Annotated in this window: 19 protein-coding genes, 18 tRNA genes, 1 rRNA gene and 3 riboswitches; of the genes, 35 read left to right on the plus strand and 3 right to left on the minus strand. The window is 38.4% G+C overall.

Annotated features, from left to right (window positions below; all coding sequences use genetic code 11):
* Positions 1-251 precede the first annotated feature (251 nt).
* The 20 genes from rrf to B1B04_RS19180 all read left to right on the plus strand — a co-directional run bounded on the left by rrf (position 252) and on the right by B1B04_RS19180 (position 3,411).
* A 5S ribosomal RNA gene (gene rrf, locus B1B04_RS19085) occupies positions 252-367 on the plus strand.
* Between the two features lie 10 nt (positions 368-377).
* Positions 378-453 (plus strand) — tRNA-Val (locus B1B04_RS19090).
* A 24-nt stretch (positions 454-477) separates the two neighbouring features.
* Positions 478-552: transfer RNA gene (locus tag B1B04_RS19095), tRNA-Met, on the plus strand.
* Between the two features lie 4 nt (positions 553-556).
* A tRNA-Asp gene (locus B1B04_RS19100) sits at positions 557-632 on the plus strand.
* Positions 633-644: 12 nt separating this feature from the next.
* A tRNA-Thr gene (locus tag B1B04_RS19105) sits at positions 645-717 on the plus strand.
* A 9-nt stretch (positions 718-726) separates the two neighbouring features.
* A tRNA-Tyr gene (locus tag B1B04_RS19110) sits at positions 727-810 on the plus strand.
* Positions 811-815: 5 nt separating this feature from the next.
* Positions 816-889: transfer RNA gene (locus tag B1B04_RS19115), tRNA-Trp, on the plus strand.
* A 47-nt stretch (positions 890-936) separates the two neighbouring features.
* Positions 937-1,012: transfer RNA gene (locus B1B04_RS19120), tRNA-His, on the plus strand.
* Positions 1,013-1,022: 10 nt separating this feature from the next.
* Positions 1,023-1,097 (plus strand) — tRNA-Gln (locus B1B04_RS19125).
* A 15-nt stretch (positions 1,098-1,112) separates the two neighbouring features.
* Positions 1,113-1,185: transfer RNA gene (locus B1B04_RS19130), tRNA-Lys, on the plus strand.
* Positions 1,186-1,200: 15 nt separating this feature from the next.
* Positions 1,201-1,277: transfer RNA gene (locus B1B04_RS19135), tRNA-Arg, on the plus strand.
* 18 nt (positions 1,278-1,295) lie between these two features.
* A tRNA-Pro gene (locus tag B1B04_RS19140) sits at positions 1,296-1,372 on the plus strand.
* 13 nt (positions 1,373-1,385) lie between these two features.
* A tRNA-Ala gene (locus B1B04_RS19145) sits at positions 1,386-1,461 on the plus strand.
* 12 nt (positions 1,462-1,473) lie between these two features.
* Positions 1,474-1,566: transfer RNA gene (locus B1B04_RS19150), tRNA-Ser, on the plus strand.
* 10 nt (positions 1,567-1,576) lie between these two features.
* Positions 1,577-1,652: transfer RNA gene (locus B1B04_RS19155), tRNA-Phe, on the plus strand.
* A gap of 3 nt (positions 1,653-1,655) precedes the next feature.
* Positions 1,656-1,729 (plus strand) — tRNA-Gly (locus B1B04_RS19160).
* 7 nt (positions 1,730-1,736) lie between these two features.
* Positions 1,737-1,813, plus strand: a tRNA-Ile gene (locus B1B04_RS19165).
* Positions 1,814-1,817: 4 nt separating this feature from the next.
* Positions 1,818-1,894: transfer RNA gene (locus tag B1B04_RS19170), tRNA-Asn, on the plus strand.
* A gap of 1 nt (position 1,895) precedes the next feature.
* Positions 1,896-1,967, plus strand: a tRNA-Glu gene (locus B1B04_RS19175).
* A 397-nt stretch (positions 1,968-2,364) separates the two neighbouring features.
* Entirely contained in the window at positions 2,365-3,411 is a 1,047-nt protein-coding gene (locus B1B04_RS19180; RefSeq protein WP_079562981.1) for a nitric oxide synthase oxygenase, read from the plus strand.
* Positions 3,412-3,489: 78 nt separating this feature from the next.
* On the opposite strand, the gene B1B04_RS19185 is transcribed toward B1B04_RS19180, so the two are convergent.
* Positions 3,490-4,698 carry a CynX/NimT family MFS transporter gene (locus B1B04_RS19185; RefSeq protein ID WP_079562982.1) on the minus strand — a complete coding sequence of 403 codons (1,209 nt, stop codon included), beginning with the start codon at positions 4,696-4,698 and terminating at the stop codon, positions 3,490-3,492.
* Between the two features lie 172 nt (positions 4,699-4,870).
* A riboswitch (Lysine riboswitch) is annotated at positions 4,871-5,047 on the plus strand.
* Between the two features lie 83 nt (positions 5,048-5,130).
* On the opposite strand from B1B04_RS19185, the gene B1B04_RS19190 reads away from it, so the two are divergent.
* The 6 genes from B1B04_RS19190 (at position 5,131) to B1B04_RS19215 (ending at position 11,322) form a co-directional block, all read left to right on the plus strand.
* A complete protein-coding gene (locus tag B1B04_RS19190) occupies positions 5,131-6,591 on the plus strand; it encodes an amino acid permease (protein WP_079562983.1) in 1,461 nt (486 codons plus the stop codon).
* Positions 6,592-6,958: 367 nt separating this feature from the next.
* The gene (locus B1B04_RS19195; protein WP_079562984.1) at positions 6,959-7,885 is read left to right on the plus strand and encodes a serine hydrolase domain-containing protein; all 927 of its coding nucleotides are present in this window, start codon (positions 6,959-6,961) and stop codon (positions 7,883-7,885) included.
* Positions 7,886-7,945: 60 nt separating this feature from the next.
* The gene (locus tag B1B04_RS19200; RefSeq protein ID WP_079562985.1) at positions 7,946-8,638 is read left to right on the plus strand and encodes a response regulator transcription factor; all 693 of its coding nucleotides are present in this window, start codon (positions 7,946-7,948) and stop codon (positions 8,636-8,638) included.
* 5 nt (positions 8,639-8,643) lie between these two features.
* The gene (locus tag B1B04_RS19205; protein ID WP_079562986.1) at positions 8,644-9,579 is read left to right on the plus strand and encodes a sensor histidine kinase; all 936 of its coding nucleotides are present in this window, start codon (positions 8,644-8,646) and stop codon (positions 9,577-9,579) included.
* A gap of 137 nt (positions 9,580-9,716) precedes the next feature.
* Positions 9,717-10,640 carry an ABC transporter ATP-binding protein gene (locus B1B04_RS19210; protein WP_079562987.1) on the plus strand — a complete coding sequence of 308 codons (924 nt, stop codon included), beginning with the start codon at positions 9,717-9,719 and terminating at the stop codon, positions 10,638-10,640.
* Positions 10,633-11,322: a hypothetical protein gene (locus tag B1B04_RS19215; RefSeq protein WP_079562988.1), complete on the plus strand. Its 690-nt coding sequence runs from the start codon at positions 10,633-10,635 to the stop codon at positions 11,320-11,322. Before B1B04_RS19210 ends, B1B04_RS19215 begins: the two co-directional genes overlap by 8 nt.
* A 121-nt stretch (positions 11,323-11,443) precedes the next feature.
* Here the strand turns inward: B1B04_RS19215 and B1B04_RS19220 are convergent, their stop codons facing one another.
* A complete protein-coding gene (locus B1B04_RS19220) occupies positions 11,444-12,709 on the minus strand; it encodes an Nramp family divalent metal transporter (RefSeq protein WP_079562989.1) in 1,266 nt (421 codons plus the stop codon).
* A 345-nt stretch (positions 12,710-13,054) separates the two neighbouring features.
* Between B1B04_RS19220 and B1B04_RS19225 the strand changes: the two genes are divergently transcribed.
* The 7 genes from B1B04_RS19225 to B1B04_RS19255 all read left to right on the plus strand — a co-directional run bounded on the left by B1B04_RS19225 (position 13,055) and on the right by B1B04_RS19255 (position 21,214).
* Positions 13,055-13,750: a response regulator transcription factor gene (locus B1B04_RS19225; protein ID WP_079562990.1), complete on the plus strand. Its 696-nt coding sequence runs from the start codon at positions 13,055-13,057 to the stop codon at positions 13,748-13,750.
* Positions 13,740-15,035 carry a sensor histidine kinase gene (locus tag B1B04_RS19230; protein ID WP_079562991.1) on the plus strand — a complete coding sequence of 432 codons (1,296 nt, stop codon included), beginning with the start codon at positions 13,740-13,742 and terminating at the stop codon, positions 15,033-15,035. The genes B1B04_RS19225 and B1B04_RS19230 overlap by 11 nt, the downstream gene beginning before the upstream one ends.
* A complete protein-coding gene (locus B1B04_RS19235; protein WP_079562992.1) occupies positions 15,032-15,703 on the plus strand; it encodes a PepSY domain-containing protein in 672 nt (223 codons plus the stop codon). Before B1B04_RS19230 ends, B1B04_RS19235 begins: the two co-directional genes overlap by 4 nt.
* Positions 15,704-15,947: 244 nt before the next feature.
* Positions 15,948-16,475 (plus strand): PepSY domain-containing protein, encoded by a 528-nt coding sequence (locus B1B04_RS19240; protein ID WP_170939022.1) that lies wholly within the window; start codon positions 15,948-15,950, stop codon positions 16,473-16,475.
* 190 nt (positions 16,476-16,665) lie between these two features.
* Positions 16,666-16,815: riboswitch (cyclic di-AMP (ydaO/yuaA leader) on the plus strand.
* A 180-nt stretch (positions 16,816-16,995) separates the two neighbouring features.
* Entirely contained in the window at positions 16,996-18,819 is a 1,824-nt protein-coding gene (locus B1B04_RS19245) for an APC family permease (RefSeq protein WP_079562993.1), read from the plus strand.
* 174 nt (positions 18,820-18,993) lie between these two features.
* Positions 18,994-19,095: riboswitch (purine riboswitch) on the plus strand.
* Between the two features lie 236 nt (positions 19,096-19,331).
* Positions 19,332-19,916: a xanthine phosphoribosyltransferase gene (locus tag B1B04_RS19250; protein WP_079562994.1), complete on the plus strand. Its 585-nt coding sequence runs from the start codon at positions 19,332-19,334 to the stop codon at positions 19,914-19,916.
* Positions 19,916-21,214: a nucleobase:cation symporter-2 family protein gene (locus B1B04_RS19255; RefSeq protein ID WP_079562995.1), complete on the plus strand. Its 1,299-nt coding sequence runs from the start codon at positions 19,916-19,918 to the stop codon at positions 21,212-21,214. The genes B1B04_RS19250 and B1B04_RS19255 overlap by 1 nt, the downstream gene beginning before the upstream one ends.
* 113 nt (positions 21,215-21,327) lie before the next feature.
* Here B1B04_RS19255 and B1B04_RS19260 read toward each other — a convergent pair whose 3' ends face one another.
* Complete coding sequence (locus tag B1B04_RS19260; RefSeq protein ID WP_079562996.1) at positions 21,328-21,711, minus strand: hypothetical protein; 384 nt, start codon at positions 21,709-21,711, stop codon at positions 21,328-21,330.
* Between the two features lie 325 nt (positions 21,712-22,036).
* Here B1B04_RS19260 and B1B04_RS25755 point away from each other — a divergent pair, with 325 nt between their 5' ends.
* Both B1B04_RS25755 and B1B04_RS19265 read left to right on the plus strand, forming a co-directional pair.
* A complete protein-coding gene (locus tag B1B04_RS25755) occupies positions 22,037-22,195 on the plus strand; it encodes a hypothetical protein (protein WP_170939023.1) in 159 nt (52 codons plus the stop codon).
* A 310-nt stretch (positions 22,196-22,505) separates the two neighbouring features.
* On the plus strand, positions 22,506-23,027 hold the full coding sequence (locus B1B04_RS19265; protein ID WP_079562997.1) for a DUF2179 domain-containing protein: 522 nt from the start codon (positions 22,506-22,508) through the stop codon (positions 23,025-23,027).
* Positions 23,028-23,452: the final 425 nt, after the last annotated feature.

A 23,452-nucleotide genomic window follows, 5' to 3' on the forward strand; every position in this document is an offset into this window, starting at 1 on the left:
TCAAGGGTTTCAAGATACGAGTAGTTCGAGGAAGCGATGGAGAGAGGAAAGGAGCGTACTCAAGTACGTGACTGACTGAACGACTGAAGCTGATGAAGAAATGCGATGTATATTGAAAGCCGAAGAGAGCTTCAAGACACAAGTAGTACAAGGAAGCAAACGAGTGAATGAGGGAGCGTACCTCTGTACGTGACCGATTGAACGAGAGAAGCTGACGCAGTAATACGCCGTGTATTGGAGGTCGACAATAGTCTAGTGATGATGGCAAAGAGGTCACACCCGTTCCCATACCGAACACGGAAGTTAAGCTCTTTAGCGCCGATGGTAGTTGGGGGCTTCCCCCTGTGAGAGTAGGACGTCGCTAGGCATTATACCCAGGAGGATTAGCTCAGCTGGGAGAGCACCTGCCTTACAAGCAGGGGGTCGGCGGTTCGAGCCCGTCATCCTCCACCATTTTTTAATCAAGCACTCTATTATCGCGGGGTGGAGCAGTGGTAGCTCGTCGGGCTCATAACCCGAAGGTCGTTGGTTCAAATCCGGCCCCCGCAACCAAAATGGTCCCGTGGTGTAGCGGTTAACATGCCTGCCTGTCACGCAGGAGATCGCCGGTTCGATCCCGGTCGGGACCGCCATTTTTTTTTTTTGCCGGTGTAGCTCAGTTGGTAGAGCAACTGACTTGTAATCAGTAGGTCGTGGGTTCGACTCCTATCGCCGGCATCATCCCTTGGAGGGGTAGCGAAGTGGCTAAACGCGGCGGACTGTAAATCCGCTCCTTAGGGTTCGGCGGTTCGAATCCGTCCCCCTCCACCATTTTTAGGGGCATAGTTCAACGGTAGAATAGAGGTCTCCAAAACCTTTGGTGTGGGTTCGATTCCTACTGCCCCTGCCAGGTTTCTAGGTACTCGTTATCAAACACTGCTGTGATTATATATAGTGGCGATTGTGGCGAAGTGGTTAACGCACCGGATTGTGGTTCCGGCATTCGTGGGTTCGATTCCCATCAGTCGCCCCATTTTAATAATTGGGGTATAGCCAAGCGGTAAGGCAACGGATTTTGATTCCGTCATGCCTAGGTTCGAATCCTAGTACCCCAGCCATTCATTTTTTAATAGGAGCCATTAGCTCAGTTGGTAGAGCATCTGACTTTTAATCAGAGGGTCGAAGGTTCGAGTCCTTCATGGCTCATCAGTTTTTATAAATGCGCCCGTAGCTCAATTGGATAGAGCGTCTGACTACGGATCAGAAGGTTATGGGTTCGACTCCTGTCGGGCGCGCCAAATAAAGCCTAATAGTATCGGAATGTAGCTCAGCTTGGTAGAGCACTTGGTTTGGGACCAAGGGGTCGTAGGTTCGAATCCTGTCATTCCGACCATCTTTCCTAACATGGGGCCTTAGCTCAGCTGGGAGAGCGCCTGCCTTGCACGCAGGAGGTCAGCGGTTCGATCCCGCTAGGCTCCACCATTTATATATTACGGAGGTATACCCAAGTCTGGCTGAAGGGATCGGTCTTGAAAACCGACAGGCGGGTAACACCGCGCGGGGGTTCGAATCCCTCTACCTCCTCCATATTTTTTCCGGGTCAGTAGCTCAGTTGGTAGAGCATTAGATTGAAGCTCTAAGTGTCGGCGGTTCGATTCCGTCCTGACCCACCATCTGCGGGTGTAGTTTAATGGTAAAACCTCAGCCTTCCAAGCTGATGTCGTGAGTTCGATTCTCATCACCCGCTCCAAAATAATGGGCCTATAGCTCAGCTGGTTAGAGCGCACGCCTGATAAGCGTGAGGTCGATGGTTCGAGTCCATTTAGGCCCACCATTATTCCGAAGTAGCTCAGTTGGTAGTAGCACCTGACTGTTAATCAGGTTGTCGCAGGTTCGAGTCCTGCCTTCGGAGCCACGGCCCCTTGGTCAAGTGGTTAAGACACCGCCCTTTCACGGCGGTAACACGGGTTCGAATCCCGTAGGGGTCATCAAGCATGTTGCACATTCGTGTAACATGCTTTTTTTTATGCCAATTAAAAGCTAAAAAGGATCACCCTTTGTGTTAAGGAAGTTTTATTTCTAATGGCCGTGTAATAACGTCTATTCCTAAGTATTGCGAAGGGCTTAATCATGATAAACAAAATCGGTTTTGCAACTGAAGATATCTCTTGTATAACCAATTTCTACATACAAAAAGGTATAATCCCCCGAAATTCTCATAATAGCACTTGAAGCGAAGATGTCTATCTCTTCCCTAATCCCAAAAATGATAAGAAATATTGAACAAAGTATTTCATATATAAAATATGTATGTTTTTTTGCAGATTTTTTCGTGGTGATAATAGTTCCATTCCTCTAATATGAGGGTAGATGGAGGAGTTCGATATGAATTTACATGAAGTACAACGATTTTTAGAACTTTATCAAGTAGAGCAAAACGAGTCAAAAATATGGCTAGAAAATAAATTACAATGTATTAAAACAGCTGGAGAATATATACCGACAACGGAAGAACTAATCTTTGGTGCACGAGTGGCGTGGCGTAATAGTAATAAGTGTATTGGTCGATTGTTTTGGCAATCGCTACATGTTGTTGATGCCCGTGATCTTTCACATGAAGAGGATATCTTCAACGCTTTGCTTAAACATATTCAATACGCAACAAATGATGGGAAAATTCGTCCGACAATAACGATTTTTGCACCAGGACGAGTTCGTATATGGAATCATCAGCTAATCCGCTATGCAGGCTATGAAACGGAATATGGAATCGTTGGTGATCCGCATTCCGTTGCGTTTACGAAAGTATGTGAATCACTTGGCTGGCAAGGTGAGAGAACAGCATTTGATGTGCTACCGCTTGTCGTACAGGTGGATGATAGAGAGCCACAAGTGTTTATAATCCCTGACGAATATGTGCTAGAGGTACCGATTCGCCATCCAGAATCTTCTCAAGTAGAAAAGCTAGGATTGAAATGGTATGCAGTGCCGATTATTTCGAGCATGCGCTTCCAAATGGCAGGTATCGACTTTGAGGCAGCTCCATTCAATGGTTGGTATATGGGTACAGAAATCGGGGCACGTAATTTAGCAGATCATGAGCGCTATAATATGCTACCCGCTATAGCAGAAATTTTTAACCTTGATACAGCTAAACAGGCATCTCTATGGCGTGACCGAGCATTAGTTGAGCTGAATATGGCCGTTCTACATTCTTTTAAAGAAGATGGGGTGAGCATTGTAGATCATCATACAGCTGCACAACAATTTAAATTGTTTGAGGAAGCAGAAGCAGCAGCAAATCGTGAGGTTACAGGCAATTGGACATGGTTGATTCCACCTCTTTCGCCAGCTACAACTCATATTTATCACAAGCCTTATGTTAATGTTTACAATACACCGAACTATTTTTATCAGAAACCACCTTATTAATAGAAAAAGGCAGCTCACGTTAACTTATTTCAGCGGGTGTCCAAACACCCGCTGAAATAAGATCATGCGCTACCTTTTTTAATTTACATATTCATTTTTAGAAGCTCTAAATGAACATAAGAAGAGTATGAATGCTACGACAACAAATAACCAACCAGTAATATCCCAGCCACCGAATATATCATGTAAATAACCGAATAAGATTGGGCCGATTGCAGCTAATAAATACCCCAATGATTGTGCAAAACCTGATAAATCAGCTGCCTCAAAAGCGGTACGGGTACGTAATGTAAAGAACATCATCGCTAATGAGAATGAAGCTCCTCCGGCTAAGCCTAGTAGTACCATCCAAAGTATAGCGAGGTTTGTCCATTCCATTACTAGTCCGATAAAACCAATTAAGTAAAATGCCGTAAACATGAATACGAGAGGTCGCTGAGATGTCATTTTACTAGCGATAATAGGCACAGCTAAGGCCATTGGTACTTGTGAAAATTGCATGATGGAAAACATCCATCCTGCACGATCTGCAGCTAATCCTTGTGCTATATATATTTCAGGAATCCAAGCAGCGGTTGTATAGAATAATAACGACTGAAATCCCATAGCTCCCGCTACTGCCCAAGTTACAGGTGATTTCCATAAAGGTGTACGTTCTTTCGTAGTTTTAACATTAGGCTCCGGCTTATTAAATTTCAACTGTGGAATCCAAATTAAAATGGTTAACACCACGAGAACAAGTGCGACTGCCAGTGCACCTTGCCAGCCAATTGATGAATGGGCAACAGGATAGCTAATGCCAGCGCCGAGCCCAGCTGTCAAATTCATCGACATTGTGAAAAAGGCCATAAGTAAACCTACGTGATAAGGAAACTTCAATTTAAGTAATCCTGGAATAAGTACGTTACCGAATGAAATGGCAATACCAATTAGCGCAGTGCCAAATACGAGCAAACTAGTTGTACCGAGGGAGCGCAGTACAATCCCTAATGCCAAAAGAATAGTCGATAAAAATAATGTTAGTTCTAGCCCGATTTTACGTGCGACAATTGGTACGAAAGGTGAGATAATTGCAAATGCTAGCAATGGGATTGTTGTTAGAAAGCCCGCTAATGCATAGGATATGCCGAGGTCTTCTCGGATAAAGGAAATAATAGGTCCAACAACTGTTAGCGGCATCCGTAATGTCGAGGCAATACAAATTACGCCGATCACTAGTAATAGGGTTGTACCTTTCCAGTTAATTTTCCTGCTAGGATAAGTATCGGTATGTTCATGAGTAGTCAAATAAATCCCCCCTGTTAGAACAATTATGATTGAACCACTATACCACTTTATCACAATAATAAAAATAGTTGAAAATTCACAAAATATAGAATGTTACTTGAGTTATTGAAATGCCATATGTCATATGTTAGAATAATATTCATCATAAATTTAATAATATGCCTCATGTTTATATTGAGGTAGAGGTCGCGGTATTTAAGAGTATGCTAATGGAAATGACAAGCATTTAAGATATTAGTTGAAAGGAAATACTGCCGAAGTGTGAGGGGACTTGAAAACCTCATGCTGGGGCTGTCTCCGAAAGGAACAGAACTGTCACGTTTGGACAACGTGTTGAGCTATCATTTTGAAAGAACAGAGGATTTACTTAGCCATCACTGCCGTTCATGTGATGGCATTTTTTTCGCCTCTTAAAAGGAAGGAAGTTAAATTGTGAGTGAAATTAAAGTCAATCAGCTCGGCCATAAAGCGCCAAAGTTGAAAAAAGAATTAAAAAGCCGTCACATTACAATGATTTCATTAGGCGGTACAATCGGTACAGGATTGTTTTTAGCTAGTGGTGGTGCCATTGCACAAGCAGGTCCTGGCGGTGCACTTCTTGCTTATGCATTAATCGGTATCATGGTTTACTTTTTAATGACGAGCTTAGGTGAAATGGCAGCCTATATGCCATCATCGGGCTCATTTAGTACGTATGCTACAAAATTTGTGGATCCAGCTCTAGGCTTTGCACTTGGTTGGAACTATTGGTACAACTGGGCAATTACAATTGCGGCAGAAATTTCTGCTGTATCATTGATTATGAAATATTGGTTCCCAGATAGCTCATCAGCACTTTGGACTGTTTTATTTATCGCTGTTGTATTATCGTTCAATCTATTATCGGTAAAAAGCTATGGTGAAAGTGAATATTGGTTTGCCATGATAAAGGTTGTAACTGTAATCATTTTTATTATCATCAGTTTCTTAATGATATTTGGTATTTTAGGAGGAAACGCTCCGGTAGGATTTACGAATTTCTTTATTAGTGATGGACCATTCCACGGTGGTTTCCTTGCTACATTTGGTATTTTCTTAGCTGCGGGATTCTCGTTCCAAGGAACAGAATTACTTGGAATAACAGCAGGTGAAACAGATGATCCTGGTAAAAATATTCCGAAAGCTGTTAAGTCCGTTTTCTGGCGAATTCTTTTATTCTATATTTTAGCGATCGGTGCAATTGGTCTGTTGATTCCGTTTACAGATGCACGTTTGCTATCTGAAGATATCGCTGTTTCACCATTTACACTGGTGTTCGATCGTTTAGGAATTGCCTTTGCCGCATCATTGATGAATGCTATCATTCTAACGGCAATGCTGTCAGCAGGGAATTCAGGGCTGTACGCATCTTCTCGTATGCTTTGGCAATTAGCGGTAGATGGACATGCACCTAAATTTTTCGCTAAACTAAGCCGTCGAGGTATTCCAATTTACGCATTACTGGCGACTTTAGCTGTCGGCTCCCTAGCATTTCTAGCTTCATTCTTTGGTGATGGTGTGGTCTATATGTGGCTTCTAAATGCCTCTGGGATGTCTGGCTTCATTGCTTGGCTAGGAATTGCATTTAGCCATTACCGTTTCCGTCGAGCGTTCGACGTACAGGGATTAGATCCGAAATTGTTGCCGTATAAAGCGAAATTATTCCCATTCGGTCCGCTATTTGCCTTTACAGTTTGTATGATTGTTGTTATTGGACAAAACTACAATGCCTTTATGGGTGGTTCAGTAGATTGGTACGGAGTCCTTGTCTCGTATATCGGTATTCCACTGTTCTTACTGTTATGGCTTGGCTATAAAATTAAGCATAAAACAAAAATGCTTCCGCTTGAGCAATGTGATTTAAAAGTAGATTAATAAATAATAAACTGTCCTGTGAGCCGTAGAAAATGGCTTGCAGGGCAGTTTTTTTAGTTGAAAAATGAATTTACAAGCTCAAACATATAATCTTGTCAGAGAAAAAACTGTCAGTGAAAAGTAAAATCCTTTAAGCCTCAAAAACTGCATCCCCATAATAGTGAACACTGATACGTTTTTATAGTTTTTCAGACCGTCCATCCATTTTTGGTACCCAACCTTAATATGGTAAACTGTTTTAGAAATGAATAACCACTAAATTTTGGTTATGGAATTTATTGAAACGTATACCACCTATCTTCATTCAATAGAAATAACTGCACGTAAATCTTAATAGGTGAGGACAAATAATCAAAGGAGGGGGAAGATGATAGACTATCCATTTTTACAAAACAGATTAAAAAAAGAAAAGATTAATACTTTTTTGATTAATAGTCACGGTAAAACGATATTTCGATACTATAAAAACAACAAACAACAACAGAAACTTCATAAAATTAATTCTTGTACAAAGAGTATTCTTTCAATTTTATTTGGCATTGCAATAGATCATAAATATTTGGAATCTGTTCATATACCTATCCATTCTTTTTTTCCTGAACTATTCGAACGGCAAGATGACAAACGTAAGTTGGATATGACAATATATCACCTTTTAACAATGACGGAAGGGTTAGATTTCCCGGAATTCGGAGAATGGAATTGTTTTGCTCCTATGGTATTTCATTCTGATATAGTAAAATTTATAGTGAATCGTCCAATGGTACATCCAGTGGGTGCGCATATGAATTATAACTCGGGTTGCTCCCATATACTATCTGCTATATTGCAGCAAGTTACGAATATGAAAACAAAAGAATTTGCCAATCGTTATTTATTTCAACCATTAGGTATTCAAGAATATCAGTGGTACGAGGATAAGAAGAAAATTAGTAAAGGGGCAGATGGTCTTTTATTAAAGGCAGAAGATATGATGAAAGTAGGGCTCTTAGTTTTAAAGAAAGGCGTATATAACGAGAAAAGGATAGTTTCAGAGGATTGGATTAACCATTCGATAAAGCCGAATTTGATGACTTATGAAAAAATCGGTTATTACGGGATGCATTGGTGGGTAAATAAACAGAATGAAACTAAAGCTTTTTCGGAAGATAATCAATATTTCTTTGCATTAGGCTTTGGGGGGCAATATATTTTTATTTGGCCAAAGGAAGAACTAGTTATTACTATCACAGGTGATTTGTATGAAACTAGTTTATTACCGCTTCAATTGATAAAGGATCACATCTTAAGATAATCGTTATGATGAGGAGCCGTTAAAATGAAATTTTACATTTTAGAATAGAGGTGCATGGAAATGCAAAAGCACATTTTACTAGTAGAAGATGATGAAGCCATTCGTGAAATGGTAGAAAGCTATTTAACGATGGAGGGATTCCTTGTCACCTCTGCAGTAAATGGAGAAGAAGCATTACAAAATTGTTTAAACAATCCCTTTGATTTAGTAATCTTGGATATTATGATACCGAAGCTTAATGGATTAGAAGTTTTAAAGATTATACGAGAGCAAGCATCACTTCCAATTATCATCATGTCAGCGAAGGATAGTGATGTTGATAAAGCATTAGGATTAGGATTAGGGGCAGATGATTATATCGCTAAGCCGTTTTCGATGCTAGAATTTTCTGCACGTGTCAAAGCCGCAATTAGAAGAGCTACAAAATACTCCAGTCAAGTAGAGGATAAGGCAGATATAGTAGAGATAGACAACTTATCGATAGATCTTGTTAATTTTTCGGTTGAGAAGAATGGACAAAATGTAAAGCTCACGTCAAAGGAATTTGCTATTTTAACGTTATTTGTGACAAATCGTAATCGAGTTTATACGAAGCAGCAAATTTATCAATTGATTTGGAATGATTCTTACTATGGAGATGAAAATATTATTAATGTACATATAAGAAGATTACGAGAAAAAATTGAAGACGATCCGTCCAACCCTAAGTATATTAAAACGCTTTGGGGGATCGGCTACAAATTTGAAGGGTAAACATCATGATTATATGTCTATTGCTAATTATTGTTTCACTCGTAGGAATTATTATTTTTCAGATGAAGGCAAAGAAACAACAAGATGCTGAGATTCAATACATGCATCAAAAGCTGCAAACAATCATTGATGAACAATCGAACGAAAAGATTTTAGTATCGACAGCTAATCAAGAATTACAGCAGCTACTAATCGCGATGAATGCATTGTTAGACCACAAACAAAAAGTGCAAGTAACACATCGAAAAATGGAAGGTTCCATGAAAAAAATGTTGGCCAATATTTCACATGATCTTAAAACACCTTTAACAGTTGTGCTCGGTTATACGGAAATGCTGCAGCTACAGCCATCCCTTAGTGACGAGGAGCGGCAGCGCTTGCTCACAGGCGTTCATTCGAAAACATTGGACGTATTAAAAATAATCCATACATTTTTTGATTTGGCAAAATTGGAGGCTGGAGATACAGATTACCCAATGACGAAAATTAACGTAAGTGAAATTTGCCGGAAAAACATTTTATCATTTTACGATATGGTCATGTCATTGGGATTAGAGATTGATATAACAATACCTGAGATATCTGTATATGCACTTGGTAATGAGGAAGCATTAGATAGAGTTTTGAATAATTTATTGTCAAATGCGATTGCCTATGGGGCGGCAGGAAACATCATTGGACTCACAGTAAGAACTGATGATACGAATATTTGTATTGATGTATGGGATCGTGGTAAAGGGATTGACGAATATCATATTGATAATGTTTTTGAAAGAATGTATACGCTTGAGGATTCTAGAAATAAATCCTTCCAAGGGAGTGGACTTGGCTTAACGATTACAAAACGTCTTGTAGAATTAATGGATGGCTCCATCCAGCTTTCCAGTATTCCATATGAGAAGACCATTTTTACGATTTCACTAAAACGAATGATGTATTGAACAGCCGTGCTTGTAGAGCATTTAAAATGCTTTACAAGCTTTTCTTCTGCGCTTAAGAAATTTGTAAGAATCCATTAATAAATTAGAGAGTTTCATTTTTTATAATAAGGATAGTTAAATGTAAGGGAGAGATTTACATGACATATATTGTGAAGACAAACCAGCTCACGAAAGTGTTTGAGGGGAAAGAAGTCGTTTCTGCTGTTACTATGCATGTGAAAAAAGGAGAGATCTACGGTTTTTTAGGTCCTAATGGTGCCGGTAAAACGACAGTCATGAAAATGCTAACAAACCTTACGAAGCCAACGAGTGGAGATATTGAAATCTTTGGTGAGAAATTAAATGACCGCTCATACGAAGTGCTGAAAAGGATGGGGACGATTATTGAATACCCAATTTTTTATGAAGATTTAACGGCAAAGGAAACTTTAGAATTACATTGCGAATATATGGGCTATTATGACAAGAAAGAAATTGCGCATGTTCTAGATTTAGTAAAACTAACAAACACGGAAAATAAACGTGTAAAAGACTTTTCCCTTGGAATGAAACAACGCTTGGGTATTGCTCGTGCAATTATTACGAAGCCGGAACTACTTATTTTAGATGAACCGATTAATGGGCTAGATCCAGTCGGCATTAAAGAGCTTCGAGAGTTATTCAAGATGCTTTGTAAAGAGTATGGCATTACTATTATGATTTCTAGCCACATTTTGGGTGAAATTGAACAGTTGGCAGATACAGTTGGAGTTATTAAGGATGGGAGATTAATGAAGGAAGTATCTATGGACGCTGTCAATCGTAGTCAGTCAAATTATATTGAATTGATTATTAATGATGGGAAAAAGGCTGCCTTTATTTTAGAAAGTAAATTAAATATTACTAATTTCAAACTGGTGGATGACAATTGTATTCGAATTTATGAATTGACAGCTTCGCAAAAGGTGCTATCTAAAACATTGATTGAGCATGATATTGAAATTGAGGGCATTAGCAAAAAAACAAGCTCATTAGAGGATTATTTCTTGAAGTTAATCAATGGAGGTGCCACTAGTGTTTAATTTAATGCGGTTAGAAATGAAAAAATATCATATTGGTTCCTATATAAAACGAGCTGTTTTCGCAAATTTTATAATACTAGCTGTTATATTTATGCTTATATTTATTACTAAAGTAGAAGGAGATGTGGATTTTAGAACTTATCAGACGGCATTAGGCATGATAGATTCAATTGTAAGAGCAGTATTTATTATTTTTGCTAGTGTGTTAATCGCCAAGTTTATTATTGGAGAATTTAAATATAGAACGATCACTGTAGCCTTTATGTACCCGATCAATAGAAAAAAACTAATTGCTTCAAAGCTAGCCATAGTTGTTCTTTTTACCTTTAGTGCAATTGTTTTATCGACTATATTTGTCACAGCAATTTTTTGTGCTGTTAGTGAGAGTTTTCAATTGCTCCCAGATACGTTATCGGTATCTATCATCATACAACGAATTCCCGCTGTGATCATGAATGCAGTTTCAGCATCATGCATCGCTTTAATACCGTTGTATTTCGGCATGAGAAAATACTCTATTCCGGCAACGATTTTATCATCTATATTAATTGTATCGGTCGTATCATCAAATTCGGGTAACTTCACCTTATATGATATTATTTTTATACCTATCATTTTAGCTATTATCGGTATAAGCGTGGCCTACTTATCATTTCGGAACATTGAGAAGATAGATATATAAGGATAAGGAATAGCGCGCGCCCAGTCGGAACGGAAATCAACCACACGTTATGGTGTAATCCTCTTACATGTAGAAATGCCAGACACAAAACCAAATTAAGGTCTTTGTGTCTGGCATTTTTTTAAGCAAATATTGTTTGCCATAATAAATAAACATTTAAAGTAACTACAATCACCACGACGATCCATCCTAATATAGTAGTAATACGATGGTTGACTAGGCTTCCCATAATGTCACGCTTACTCGTAAAGAGTACAAGCGGTACAAGAGCAAATGCGATACCAAAGGATAGAATAACCTGACTTAGGACAAGTGCATAAGTCGCATTCACACCGGATGCAATGATGACTAGAGGCGGTAACATTGTAACAGCGCGGCGTAAATAGAGCGGTATTTTTTTTCTAATAAAGCCCTGCATCACAACGTCACCTGCGAGTGTACCAACTGAAGAACTAGCAAGCCCTGCAATGAGAAGGCCAAGACCAAAGGACACTGCCGCCATCGGACCAAGCGCCTCTTTTAATCCACTATAAGCAATATCTAAATCTTCAACTACTACGCCTTGTGTATGGAATACTGCCGCAGCAATAATAAGCATACTCATATTGATGGCACCGGCAATAATCATCGCGATAATAATATCAATAAACTCAAAACGGAAAATCCATTTCTTCTCTTTATCATTTCGGCCAACGATGCGATTTTGGGTTAACGAAGAATGTAAGTAAATAGCGTGTGGCATGACAGTTGCCCCTAAAATACCCGTTGCGAGTAAAATAGAATCGACTCCTTCAAAGCGCGGCGTGAACATGCCCATTGTTGCTTCGCCCCAATTTGGCTGTGCTAAAAATGTTTGGAATGCAAATGCTAATACGACGATAAGCACCATGCCAGAAATGCCTGCTTCAAATGCTCTAAAGCCTCTGCGCTGCAATTCTAAAATAGCAAATGAGCCAACTGCTGTAATAAGCGCTGCAGGCAGCATTGGAATATTGAATAACAAGTACAGCCCCAATGCGGCACCAATAAATTCTGCAAGGTCGGTTGCAATAATGACCAATTCAGCCTGGATCCATAAAAAGATAGATGTTTTTTTAGAAAAATGTTCACGTGATACTTCGGGTAAATTTTTACCTGTAGCAATACCAAGCTTTGCCGACAAGGATTGAATTAACACGGCCATTAAATTAGAAAAAGCGATTACCCAAAGCAATAAATAGCCATATTGTGAACCTGCTGTAATATTTGTTGCGAAGTTGCCAGGATCAATATAGGCAACCGCTGCGATGAAGGCTGGACCAAGAAACGGTAAGATTCGTCGCCAACCTGTTATATCTCCATCTAAAACTGCCTCAGCAGACGATTTTGTCATTCGTTTGTAAACCATGTTGTTCCCTCATTTCAAAAAGTATCATTAATGAAATAAAGTTTCCTAGAGGAAAACGATATATTACTATTCTATAGCTTTAGGAAAAAAATGTGAAGATTTTTGCCCATTATTATTTTTTGCTCAGTAATGTAGTTAAAGTATGCACAAATTAAATATGTAGTATTAGATAAATGTGTCACTCGATAAGATCATAAGATGTGGATATTAAAATATGGAAGACTGCTGTACTGAGATTGCGTTAGTGGTCGAGCTTAATTTATTGTTCTTCTCATCATTTTCTAATTAGACTTCCACCCTTAGTATCGTTTACGATGAAAAGAAAATGATGAGGACTGATTCGACATGACCAATCGAATTTTAATAATAGAGGATGAAGAGAATATCGCAAGAGTTCTACAGTTAGAGCTTCAATTTGAGGGCTATAAAGCTGATATGGCACATACAGGGACAGATGGTTTGCTTAAATATCGAGAGCAGCAATGGGATTTAATCTTATTGGATGTGATGCTACCCGAGATGAGCGGGATCGATGTACTAAAACGGATTCGTGCAACAGAATCGCAGACGCCTGTAATTATGCTAACTGCAAAGAGTGAAGTGGAAGATAAGGTAAAGGGTCTAGATCTTGGAGCAAATGATTATATAACGAAGCCATTTGATATTGAAGAATTACTTGCTCGCATTCGGACTGCTTTAAGATTCTCTCAAAAAGGAAATCTACAACACGCCCAGCCAACATTCGGGCAATTGTCCATGAATGAACAGACACGCGAGGTAATTTATTATGGAAAAGAACTTCAATTGACACCCCGTGAATATGATTTGCTTTTATATTTACTAAAGCATCCAAAGCAAGTATTGGCTAGGGAGCAAATTTTAGAGGCTGTATGGGGTTATGACTATTACGGTGATACGAATGTTGTGGATGTTTATATTCGCTATGTACGACAAAAGCTTGAAGCTGCTAACGATACACCAATTATCCAAACGGTGCGTGGTGTAGGGTATGTGCTAAAGGAGCACAAACATGAGACTTAAAACAAAAATTCATCTGCTAACAACATTATTAATGCTCGTTTTATTAGTAGCTACAAATAGTGGTATTTACTTTTTGTATGAGAAGTTTGCTTATAATACCGAATATAAACAGCTCCAAGCACGAGCAAATGAACTAAGCTCGACATTAAGTCAGATAAACGAGCAAACCGACTTACAGCAAGTTTTAAGAGCTTATATGCCAACAGATGGCGCAGTCTATATTGATGATGGACAGAACTTAAAAATGAAAGTTCAGGCTACGCTAGAGATGCCTGATGTTCCGTACATTACCTTTACGATGCCGGCTATTTGGATGGACGGAACCGTTGTCCAAATAAAATTACAACAGTCAATGGAAGAAGTGGCGAGCACATTAGGTTTGCTAAAAGCGATATTGGTGGTCGTATCAATCGTTGCGACAATACCTATATTTTTAGCGAGTTTAGCGCTCGGTCGCCTTATTTTATTGCCACTCGATCGTTTAAATGAAACGATGCTTAAAAGTGCTACGACGGGTAAGTATGAAAAAATTGAAATACCCGATCAGGGTGGGGACGAGTTAACAAACATTCATCGTACTTTTAACATGATGATGGAGAAGCTTGAGCAGCATTATCAAAAGCAACAGCAATTTGTATCGAATGCTTCCCATGAATTAAAAACGCCCATTACTGTAATTGAAAGCTATGCAAAATTGCTAGTACGTAGAGGCTTTGAAAATAAAGAGGTAGCACAGGAATCACTACAAGCTATTGTGAATGAATCAGCGCGCATGCATGAAATGGTGTTGCAATTACTTGAGCTAGCCAAAAATAACGAGCATTTTGAAGTACATTGCATGCAGATAGAGCTTGAACCCTTTTTAAAGAAGATTGCTTTACAAATGCAACAGGCCTATCATCGCTCATTCATTGTAGAGGATAAAATGCCAAATACTATTTATAGTGACGAAAAAATGTTGAGGCAACTGCTGTTCATTTTACTTGATAATGCCCGAAAATATAGTGAGGATGAAGTCCTCCTACATGCTAAAGAAACTACCAATCATGTTCTTATTACGATTCAAGATTTTGGAGCGGGGATTCCAAAAGAGCATATTCCCCATTTATTTGAACGTTTTTATCGTGTGAATGAGGACCGTAATCGTAAAACTGGAGGGTCGGGCTTAGGGTTGGCTATTGCCCATGAGCTTGCAGGGCAATTGGACATTACGATCGATGTTAAAAGTACGCTTGGTGAGGGCTCAAGCTTTACATTAGGAGTACCAAAGGAGGGGCAACAATGAAAAAATGGCTATTGATAATTGTTGCCATCATCATTCTTTGTAGTGTAACACTATGGTATGCTCAAAATCGCTTTTTTCATGCTGAGCCTCTAAGTAAAGCAGAGGCCATAGACCATATTGAAACAATCTACAACGGTCATGTAACAAAGGCTAAAAAGCAAGGAAATGACTATGAAATGATATTTACGCGAGATAGAGCCACTTACACAGCGATACTAGATCCTACTACTCAACAAATTAAAGCGTTAAAACTGATGGAGGCAGAAAGTAAATTATTGTTAACAGAATCGCAAATACGTCAATTTGTTAAAAAAGAATATGGGCGTGTAGAAAGTGTTAAGTTAACAGATCATGTTTACACTGTCAGGGTTGAAAAAGAGGATAGGCAAAAAGAGTTGGCCCTCGATGCTTTTACAGGTGAGGTGTTATCTGAAAAAAATGTTCAACCAATTGAACGACCTGAAGTGGAAAAAATTATTTCTGAACAGCAAGCAATAAAGATTGCCCTCCAACAGCTAAATGGAGAAGTGGATTCAGTTGATTATGAGGAAACAGCGGATGGTGGCTACTATTTAGTCGAAATTGAAACGAAAGATGACGAAGCTGTTTTTCAAATACATGCAGTTTCAGGAAAAGTTATGTCCGTTACTTGGGATGAAGATCATTAAAGCCTTCTCATGAAATTCTAATGTTTCTCTTATCGTCCTTTCATCTTTGCTTGATAAGCTAAAAATAGTTAAAGTGAAACTTCGTTCAAAGGGCTTTCTTCATCTTCGAAGGATAAGGGGTAACACAAGCTATTACACCATGGTGCAACTTGTGTAACCAACATCTGTTGCTCTGAACAAATCGGACACTTACTGGATCTTACTGCCAGTTGTGTGCGAGATAAAACAAAGGAGAGATGGACATATGAACATGAAAAAAGTGATTTTAATCCCAGCGTTAGTCGGTGCACTTGGTGTTGGCGCTGTTATTGGCTCAACAACATTATTAACAGGTAATGCTCAAGAGAAGAGGATCGTAACGATGCAGGAAATTGAGAAAAAGGCGCTAGCGGTTGTCAATGGAACGGTAGCTGATATTGAGCTAGACCAGAATAGTTATCGTTCTGTCTATGAGGTAGAAGTTCATACAGATACAGAAGAATATGACTTGAAATTTGATGCCTATACAGGGAAGCTGTTAAAGCAAAAGAAGGAACGTCGAGATGACGATGATCTGGATGTTCATGTAACTGCTGCTACTCTAACAACTAAAATCACAAAAGAGCAGGCTATTGAAAAAGCATTAACGAAAGCAAATGGCACAGTGACTAAAACTAAGCTTGATGATGGTATTTATGAAATTGAAATTAAAAATGGTCAGTATGAATACGAAGTTAATGTTGATGCATCTACAGGAGAAATTGTAAGCTTCGAACAAGATAAAGAAGACTAATATGCTAAAGCTATCTTAAAAGTAGAGAAATACTTTTAAGATAGCTTTTATTTTATTGGTATTAGGGGCGGCACAATGTAGGTAATCAAACTATCGATATGTCTATGTTTTTACCACCTGACAATGAAATATTTTCTTCTTTACTTTTTTTAATTACAGGCGTAATATGACATCATTATAAAAGTTTCAAATTTCTAAATCGCTGAAGCAATTAGACGCGGGGGAACCAATTTTTACGGATTACATAAGTAATTCTTGGGGTGAATCTCTTCATTTTGAAGGGTAGGGCTACTCAGGTCCGAATCCGACAGCTAACCTCGTAAGCGTTAAGAGCAGAAAAGTGGAGCTTGGCAGACGAATGAGCGTCTACAAGTCTTATTTAGTGATGACTTGTAGGCTTTTTTTGTCTTCATTCTAAAAATGAAACAAGGCCCCAGTGAACGGCACAAAACCGATTATGCTAAAGTGTAATCGATTTAGAAATGCGAAACACATTCTATGAAACTAGAAGGTGCAGAATATGAAATCCTCATTAAAGCGTTATATTATCGGTAAACCATTGAAATCTGAAGCGTTAGGGGAACAAAAGCTTAGTAAAACAAAAGCACTTGCCATACTATCGTCCGATGCGTTGTCATCAGTTGCGTATGGACCTGAGCAAATTTTAATCGTACTTATGGCAGTAAGTACTGTTGCCTTTTGGTACTCTCTACCGATTGCTGCTGGGGTAGTTGTGTTACTGACTGCACTTATTTTCTCGTATCGTCAAGTTATTTTCGCGTATCCACATGGTGGGGGAGCTTATGTAGTTTCTCGGGAAAATTTAGGTGTTAATGCTGGTCTAGTCGCTGGTGGGTCATTACTTGTCGATTATATTTTAACAGTTGCGGTAAGTGTATCGGCTGGAACGGATGCCATTACTTCGGCTTTTCCAAGTTTGCATCCCTATAATGTGATAATCGCTGTGTTTTTTGTTATCTGTTTAACGCTTTTAAACCTACGTGGTGTCACAGAATCTGCATCCATTTTAGCGTATCCCGTTTATTTGTTTGTAGTAGTGATGCTGGTGTTAATCGGAGTAGGGATTTTTAACGTAATGACAGGGCAAGTTCCAGCAGAGTTGCATCCAAAGGTTGGTACACCAGTTGCAGGTATCAGTCTATTTATATTATTAAAGGCATTTGCATCCGGAAGTTCAGCTTTGACTGGCGTTGAAGCAATCTCAAATGCTATTCCTAATTTTAGAGACCCAGCGCCGAAAAATGCGTCTAAAACATTATTAGCTATGGGTGGTATTTTAGCAGTTTTATTTATAGGTATTGTGAGCTTAGCTTATTTTTATGGAGTTGCTCCCAACGCGAAAGAAACGGTTGTTTCGCAAATCGCTGAGGCAAGTGTAGGTCGTCATATTTTTTATTATATAGTGCAAGGAACAACGGCAATGATATTAGTACTTGCTGCGAATACGGGTTATTCAGCGTTTCCATTATTAGCTGTCAATTTATCGAAGGACGGTTTTATTCCAAGAATATTCCAGATTCGCGGAGATCGACTTGGTTATTCAAATGGCATCATAATGCTTGGTTTAGCGGCCATTGTTTTAATCATTTTATTTGATGGAACAACAGAACATTTGATTCCACTTTATGCAGTTGGCGTATTTATTCCGTTTACTTTAGCGCAGGCTGGAATGATGCGAAAATGGTGGCGTGAAAAGCCAAAAGGTTGGGTGGCTAAATTTTCAATCAATACGATTGGAGCGGTCATTTCCTTCGTTGTAGCGATGATGTTTTTTGTGACAAAATTACCTCAAGTATGGCCAGTGTTTATCTTTTTACCAATTATTATTTGGACGTTTCACCGGATTAAGCTGCATTACCAAACAGTTGGTGAACAACTAAGATTAGATCATGAGGAATTACCGAATGTAGAGGGGAATGTCTTCATTGTACCTGTCGCTGGTATTACGAAAGTAGTCGAAAACACATTGCATTACGTGCAGTCATTAAATGTTGATAAAGTTATTGCCTTTTATGTAGCCTTCGATCAAGCGGATGCAAAAGCGTTTGAAGAGAAGTGGAAAGCTTGGCAGCCAAATGTACGGCTTGTCACATACTATTCACCATATCGAAGTATTACACAGCCGTTAATGAAATTTATTGATAAAGTTGAACATCAATGTACGAAAACAGGCCATCAAGTAACAGTGATCATTCCACAGTTTTTACCAAAAAAAGGATGGCACCATATGTTACACAATCAGTCGAGTCTATTAATTCGCACGTCGCTGTTATTTCACAAAAATATCGTTATTATGACTGTGCCCTTCCATTTATCAAAATAATGACTAGCAAGCTCGAAAATTGTCTGATATAATCATTACGTTGATTGTAAAACACGAACGTTTGCAATCGAAAGTTAGTAAAATAATAGTAAATTCCGAAAAAACAGACTTTATTCAGTGTAAGATACAAGCACATACCGAATAAAGTGCCATTTTTGGAAAAAATGCCAAGGTATAATTGAATAATATTTCACTCATATAATAGCGAGAATATGGCTCGCAAGTCTCTACCGATTTTCCGTAAAAAAATCGACTATGGGTAGCAATGCTTTAGAAGACTTTATATAAGATGTTTTCTATTCGTTTCGACGTTTTTACGCTGAATGCTTTGCTCCACTCGTAGATGACTGGAATCAAAGTATTCAGCGTTTTTTGTTATTTGGAATGAGTATTTCTTCTATAATAACGCCTTTGTGACAACGGCATCGTGTTACTGACGCTGCGTTAGCACGGTGCTTTCGGTTATTTGCTCGTAAAAATTTATTACTATAAGAAAGAAGGATATAAAGGAAATGAAGTTATTACACGACAAAATTGTGCAAGAAGGTAAAGTTCTATCTTCATCTGTATTAAAAGTAGACTCGTTTTTAAACCACCAAATTGACCCAATGCTTATGAAAGAAATTGGTCATGAGTTTGCCACTCGATTCTCTGATCAAGTGATTACAAAAATATTAACGATCGAATCTTCAGGTATCGCACCATCTGTAATGCTAGGGCTTGAAATCGGTGCTCCTGTAGTGTTTGCACGTAAACGTAAATCATTAACACTATCAGATAATCTTTATAATTCAAAAGTACATTCTTTCACAAAAAATGAAACAAATGATATTTCAGTATCACGTAGTTTCTTAAATGAAGATGATAACATTCTAATTGTTGACGATTTCTTAGCGAATGGCGAAGCTGTTAAAGGTTTGCTTGATATCGCCGCACAAGCTGGTGCAAATGTTGTGGGCGTAGGCATTGTTATTGAAAAAGGCTTCCAAGACGGTGGGAAATTATTACGCCAGCAAGGTGTCCGCGTGGAATCATTAGCCATTGTAGATTCTCTTGAGGATGGCAAAGTAACATTCGCTCCGGAGGCTAATGCGTAATGAAAACCGTTAAATCGACGACGCTAGCTATTCAACATTTACTTGCGATGTATGCAGGTGCCATTTTAGTGCCACTGATTATCGGTGGGGCAATTGGCTTTGATTCAAAACAAATGACGTATTTAGTGGCGATTGACATTATGATGTGTGGGGTCGCAACGCTTTTACAAGTGTATTCAGGTAAATTTATCGGTATTGGTTTGCCGGTAGTACTAGGCTGTACATTTACAGCGGTTAGTCCGATTATTGCAATTGGTACTAATCCTGAACAAGGTATTACTGATATTTATGGATCTATTATTGCATCAGGTGTAATCATTATGATTATTGCAGGCTTTTTTGGTAAGTTAGTAAAGTTCTTCCCGCCAGTTGTTACAGGCTCGGTCGTGTCGATTATCGGTATTTCTTTATTACCAGTAGCATTAAATAATATGGCAGGTGGACAAGGCGCAGAAGACTTTGCATCGGGTTCGAATGTAGCTTTAGCGTTTATTACATTGGTCATTATTTTAGTCGTTTATCGTTTTTCTACAGGCTTCATTCGTGCAATTTCCATTTTAGTTGGATTAGTTGTGGGGACAATCCTAGGCGTATTTATGGGGAAGGTTGATTTTAGCCCAGTTTCAGATGCTGCCGTATTACACATGGTTCAGCCATTTTACTTCGGGATGCCAACATTTAATGCATCTGCGATTATAACAATGACGCTTGTAGGAATGGTTTCTTTAGTAGAATCAACAGGGGTCTACTTTGCACTAAGTGATATTTGTAAGAAAAAATTAGATTCAAAAGATTTAGCACGTGGGTATCGTTCTGAAGGTTTTGCATCTGTGATCGGCGGTATTTTCAACGCTTTCCCATATACAACATTCTCACAAAACGTTGGACTTACGCGTATGTCAGGCGTCAAAGATCGTAAAGTCATTTACATCACAGGTGGTTTGCTAGTAGCACTTGGTTTCTTACCAAAAATCGCAGCATTAACAACAATTATTCCAACACCAGTACTTGGTGCGGCAATGCTAGCGATGTTCGGTATGGTTATTACGCAAGGTATGGGCATGCTAGTACCTGTTATGAATGAATCAGCGGAAAACGCCATGATTGCTGCAATTGCAGTTAGTCTTGGTGTCGGTGTATCAGTTGTTCCTGGGATTTTTGATGCACTACCAGAAAGTGTATCTCTTCTAACATCTAATGGTATCGTCTGTGGTTCTGTCACAGCGATTATTCTTAATATTTTATTCAACATGATTGGGCCAAAGCATAAGGAAGACCCGATGCATGGAGAAATTTAATACATTCATCTAAATTCCTTATATATTTTGATGAAATAAATGTTGCCGCCTCCTTTTATCTATTGATGTAGATTTAAGGAGGTGGCATTTTTTTATGTGGAAAAAGGCTGTTTCTATAGCAAGACTTCTTTCTGGTGCAAGTTCCTTTGATGGAATTGCTTTCTAGCTGTTAAAACAGTTAATACAATATTCGTAACGAAGAGATATATAAAACTAGTAATGGTCAACAGAATAAGCGTAGCAGCCTCTAAATTAAAATCATCCTCTGTTATATTCAAGGTCGAACCTGTGCCTAAAGACATCGCGGTAATTACTGCAATTGATGGTAAAACGATTAATATACTTAAACATAACGCAATAATATTGACCACTACAATTGAAGTTCTCCACAATTTAACATGACCTATCGTTTTCTTTGATAAAAAAATAATATTAGTTATATATAACAATGTCACTAAGAAGAAAGGTAATATACATTTTAATAAGAATAATAACATTTCAAGCATCTCCCCCTTAATCTCAACCACTCATATAAGTGTGATTTTACACTATCGATGTAATTTGTCAATCAACTATCTTTTGAACCGCTACTTTTGAGTAAAGAAAATAAACTGCATTTTGAATTTGAAAGTAAACATAGCTATTTGTTATATTCGTCTGAATATTTTGAAATATAATTACCCATTATGGCGGTTTAGAAGGTGAAAGGAGATAGTCGTGTCTTATAGTAAGTACAGGGGCAAAAAAACAGTGGTAAAAATTGGTTGTTGAAATACAGATGGGAGTGGAATATTATGAACCATATGGAAAGGATGGTTATAAATGAATTTGAAAACTGCTAAAGAAGTTATTGAAGAACTACAAGTAACCATGGAGTCACATATGTCTTCAGAAGAAAAAATGAAATTAGAAGTTTGGTTAAAAGAGTATTACATAGATGAACTAATAAAGAAGAAAGTACCGATGAATTCGGATTGCTAGCCATTTAAATGGGGCACTTCTTTTTCGTAGTTGTCCTGTTGGTTCGTCACTGCGATTATCCGCAACATTTTGTTCAAGATGATTGGGCAAAGCATAAAGAATTCCTGATGCTATGGGAAGCATAAAGGATTTCAATAAAAAAACAAAATGTCATCTACTTCTATAGTAGGTGGCATTTTTTTATGAGACTAGATGTTTAATTTTTAATTAGTAGGGAATCTATAAAATAGAAACATTTCACTAGAATGTAATTCGATATATCGACATACATTTATAGATATAAAACTACTTTTGAAAGGTCTCTTACAAAATGCAAAGTATATTTTTGATTGTAATACTTCAATTAGTTTATGTACCTTTTTTAACGTTACGTACAATATTTTTAGTGAAGAACATTACGTTCCTTGCGGCCATATTCGGTATGCTGGAAATGTTAGTGTATGTATTCGGCCTTTCTCTTGTCTTTAATGGAGACCAAAGTATTTTAGCGATGGTTGTTTATGCTGCTGGTTTTGGTTTAGGTATTTTTCTAGGCGCTAAAATTGAGCGGAAACTGGCGATTGGCTATGTCTATGCGACAATCAATACGCAAAATAAGAACGAGGAGCTCGTGAATTTTCTCCGTAATGAAGGCTTTGCTGTGACGATTTATATTGGGGAGGGTAGAGATAGTAATCGCTATAAATATGAAATATTAACAAAGAGAAATCGTGAGACAGAATTGTTTCAAATTGTGGAGCATTATGAACCGAATGCTTTTATTATTTCTTACGAGCCTAAATCATTTAAAGGTGGATTTTTACTGAAACGAATGAAGGCAAAAAACAAATAGTCTTTTCCTAGCCCTCTGATCATATGCAGAAGGGCATTTTTAGGTATTTATACAATGTATAGGATCATCACCAAAACGTGTGGTTGATTTCCGTTCCGGCTGGGGGCTTTGTTGCTGCCGCTTCGCTTTCGCACAGTTAAAACATTTGTAGCTGCCACTTCGCTTTCGCTACAGAAAACATTTGTTGTTGTTGTCGCTACGCTTTCGCACAGAGCAAAGCTTCCTGGGGGCGTCGGGCCAACACGATGTTGGTCACGAAGGTCAACTTATTTACATAGTAGACGTTTTAACAAAGTCATCTCACAACTTATGGTGATGAACCAATTTATAGAGAAATTTAGCGACCGAGCTCGATAAAAAATATTAATATGATTACACCGACAGGCGTGAACAATAACATGTTCAAATCAATTTTTTCATACTAT

Origin of the sequence: Lysinibacillus sp. KCTC 33748 (assembly GCF_002237755.1) — a bacterium.
Lineage (GTDB): Bacteria > Bacillota > Bacilli > Bacillales_A > Planococcaceae > Lysinibacillus.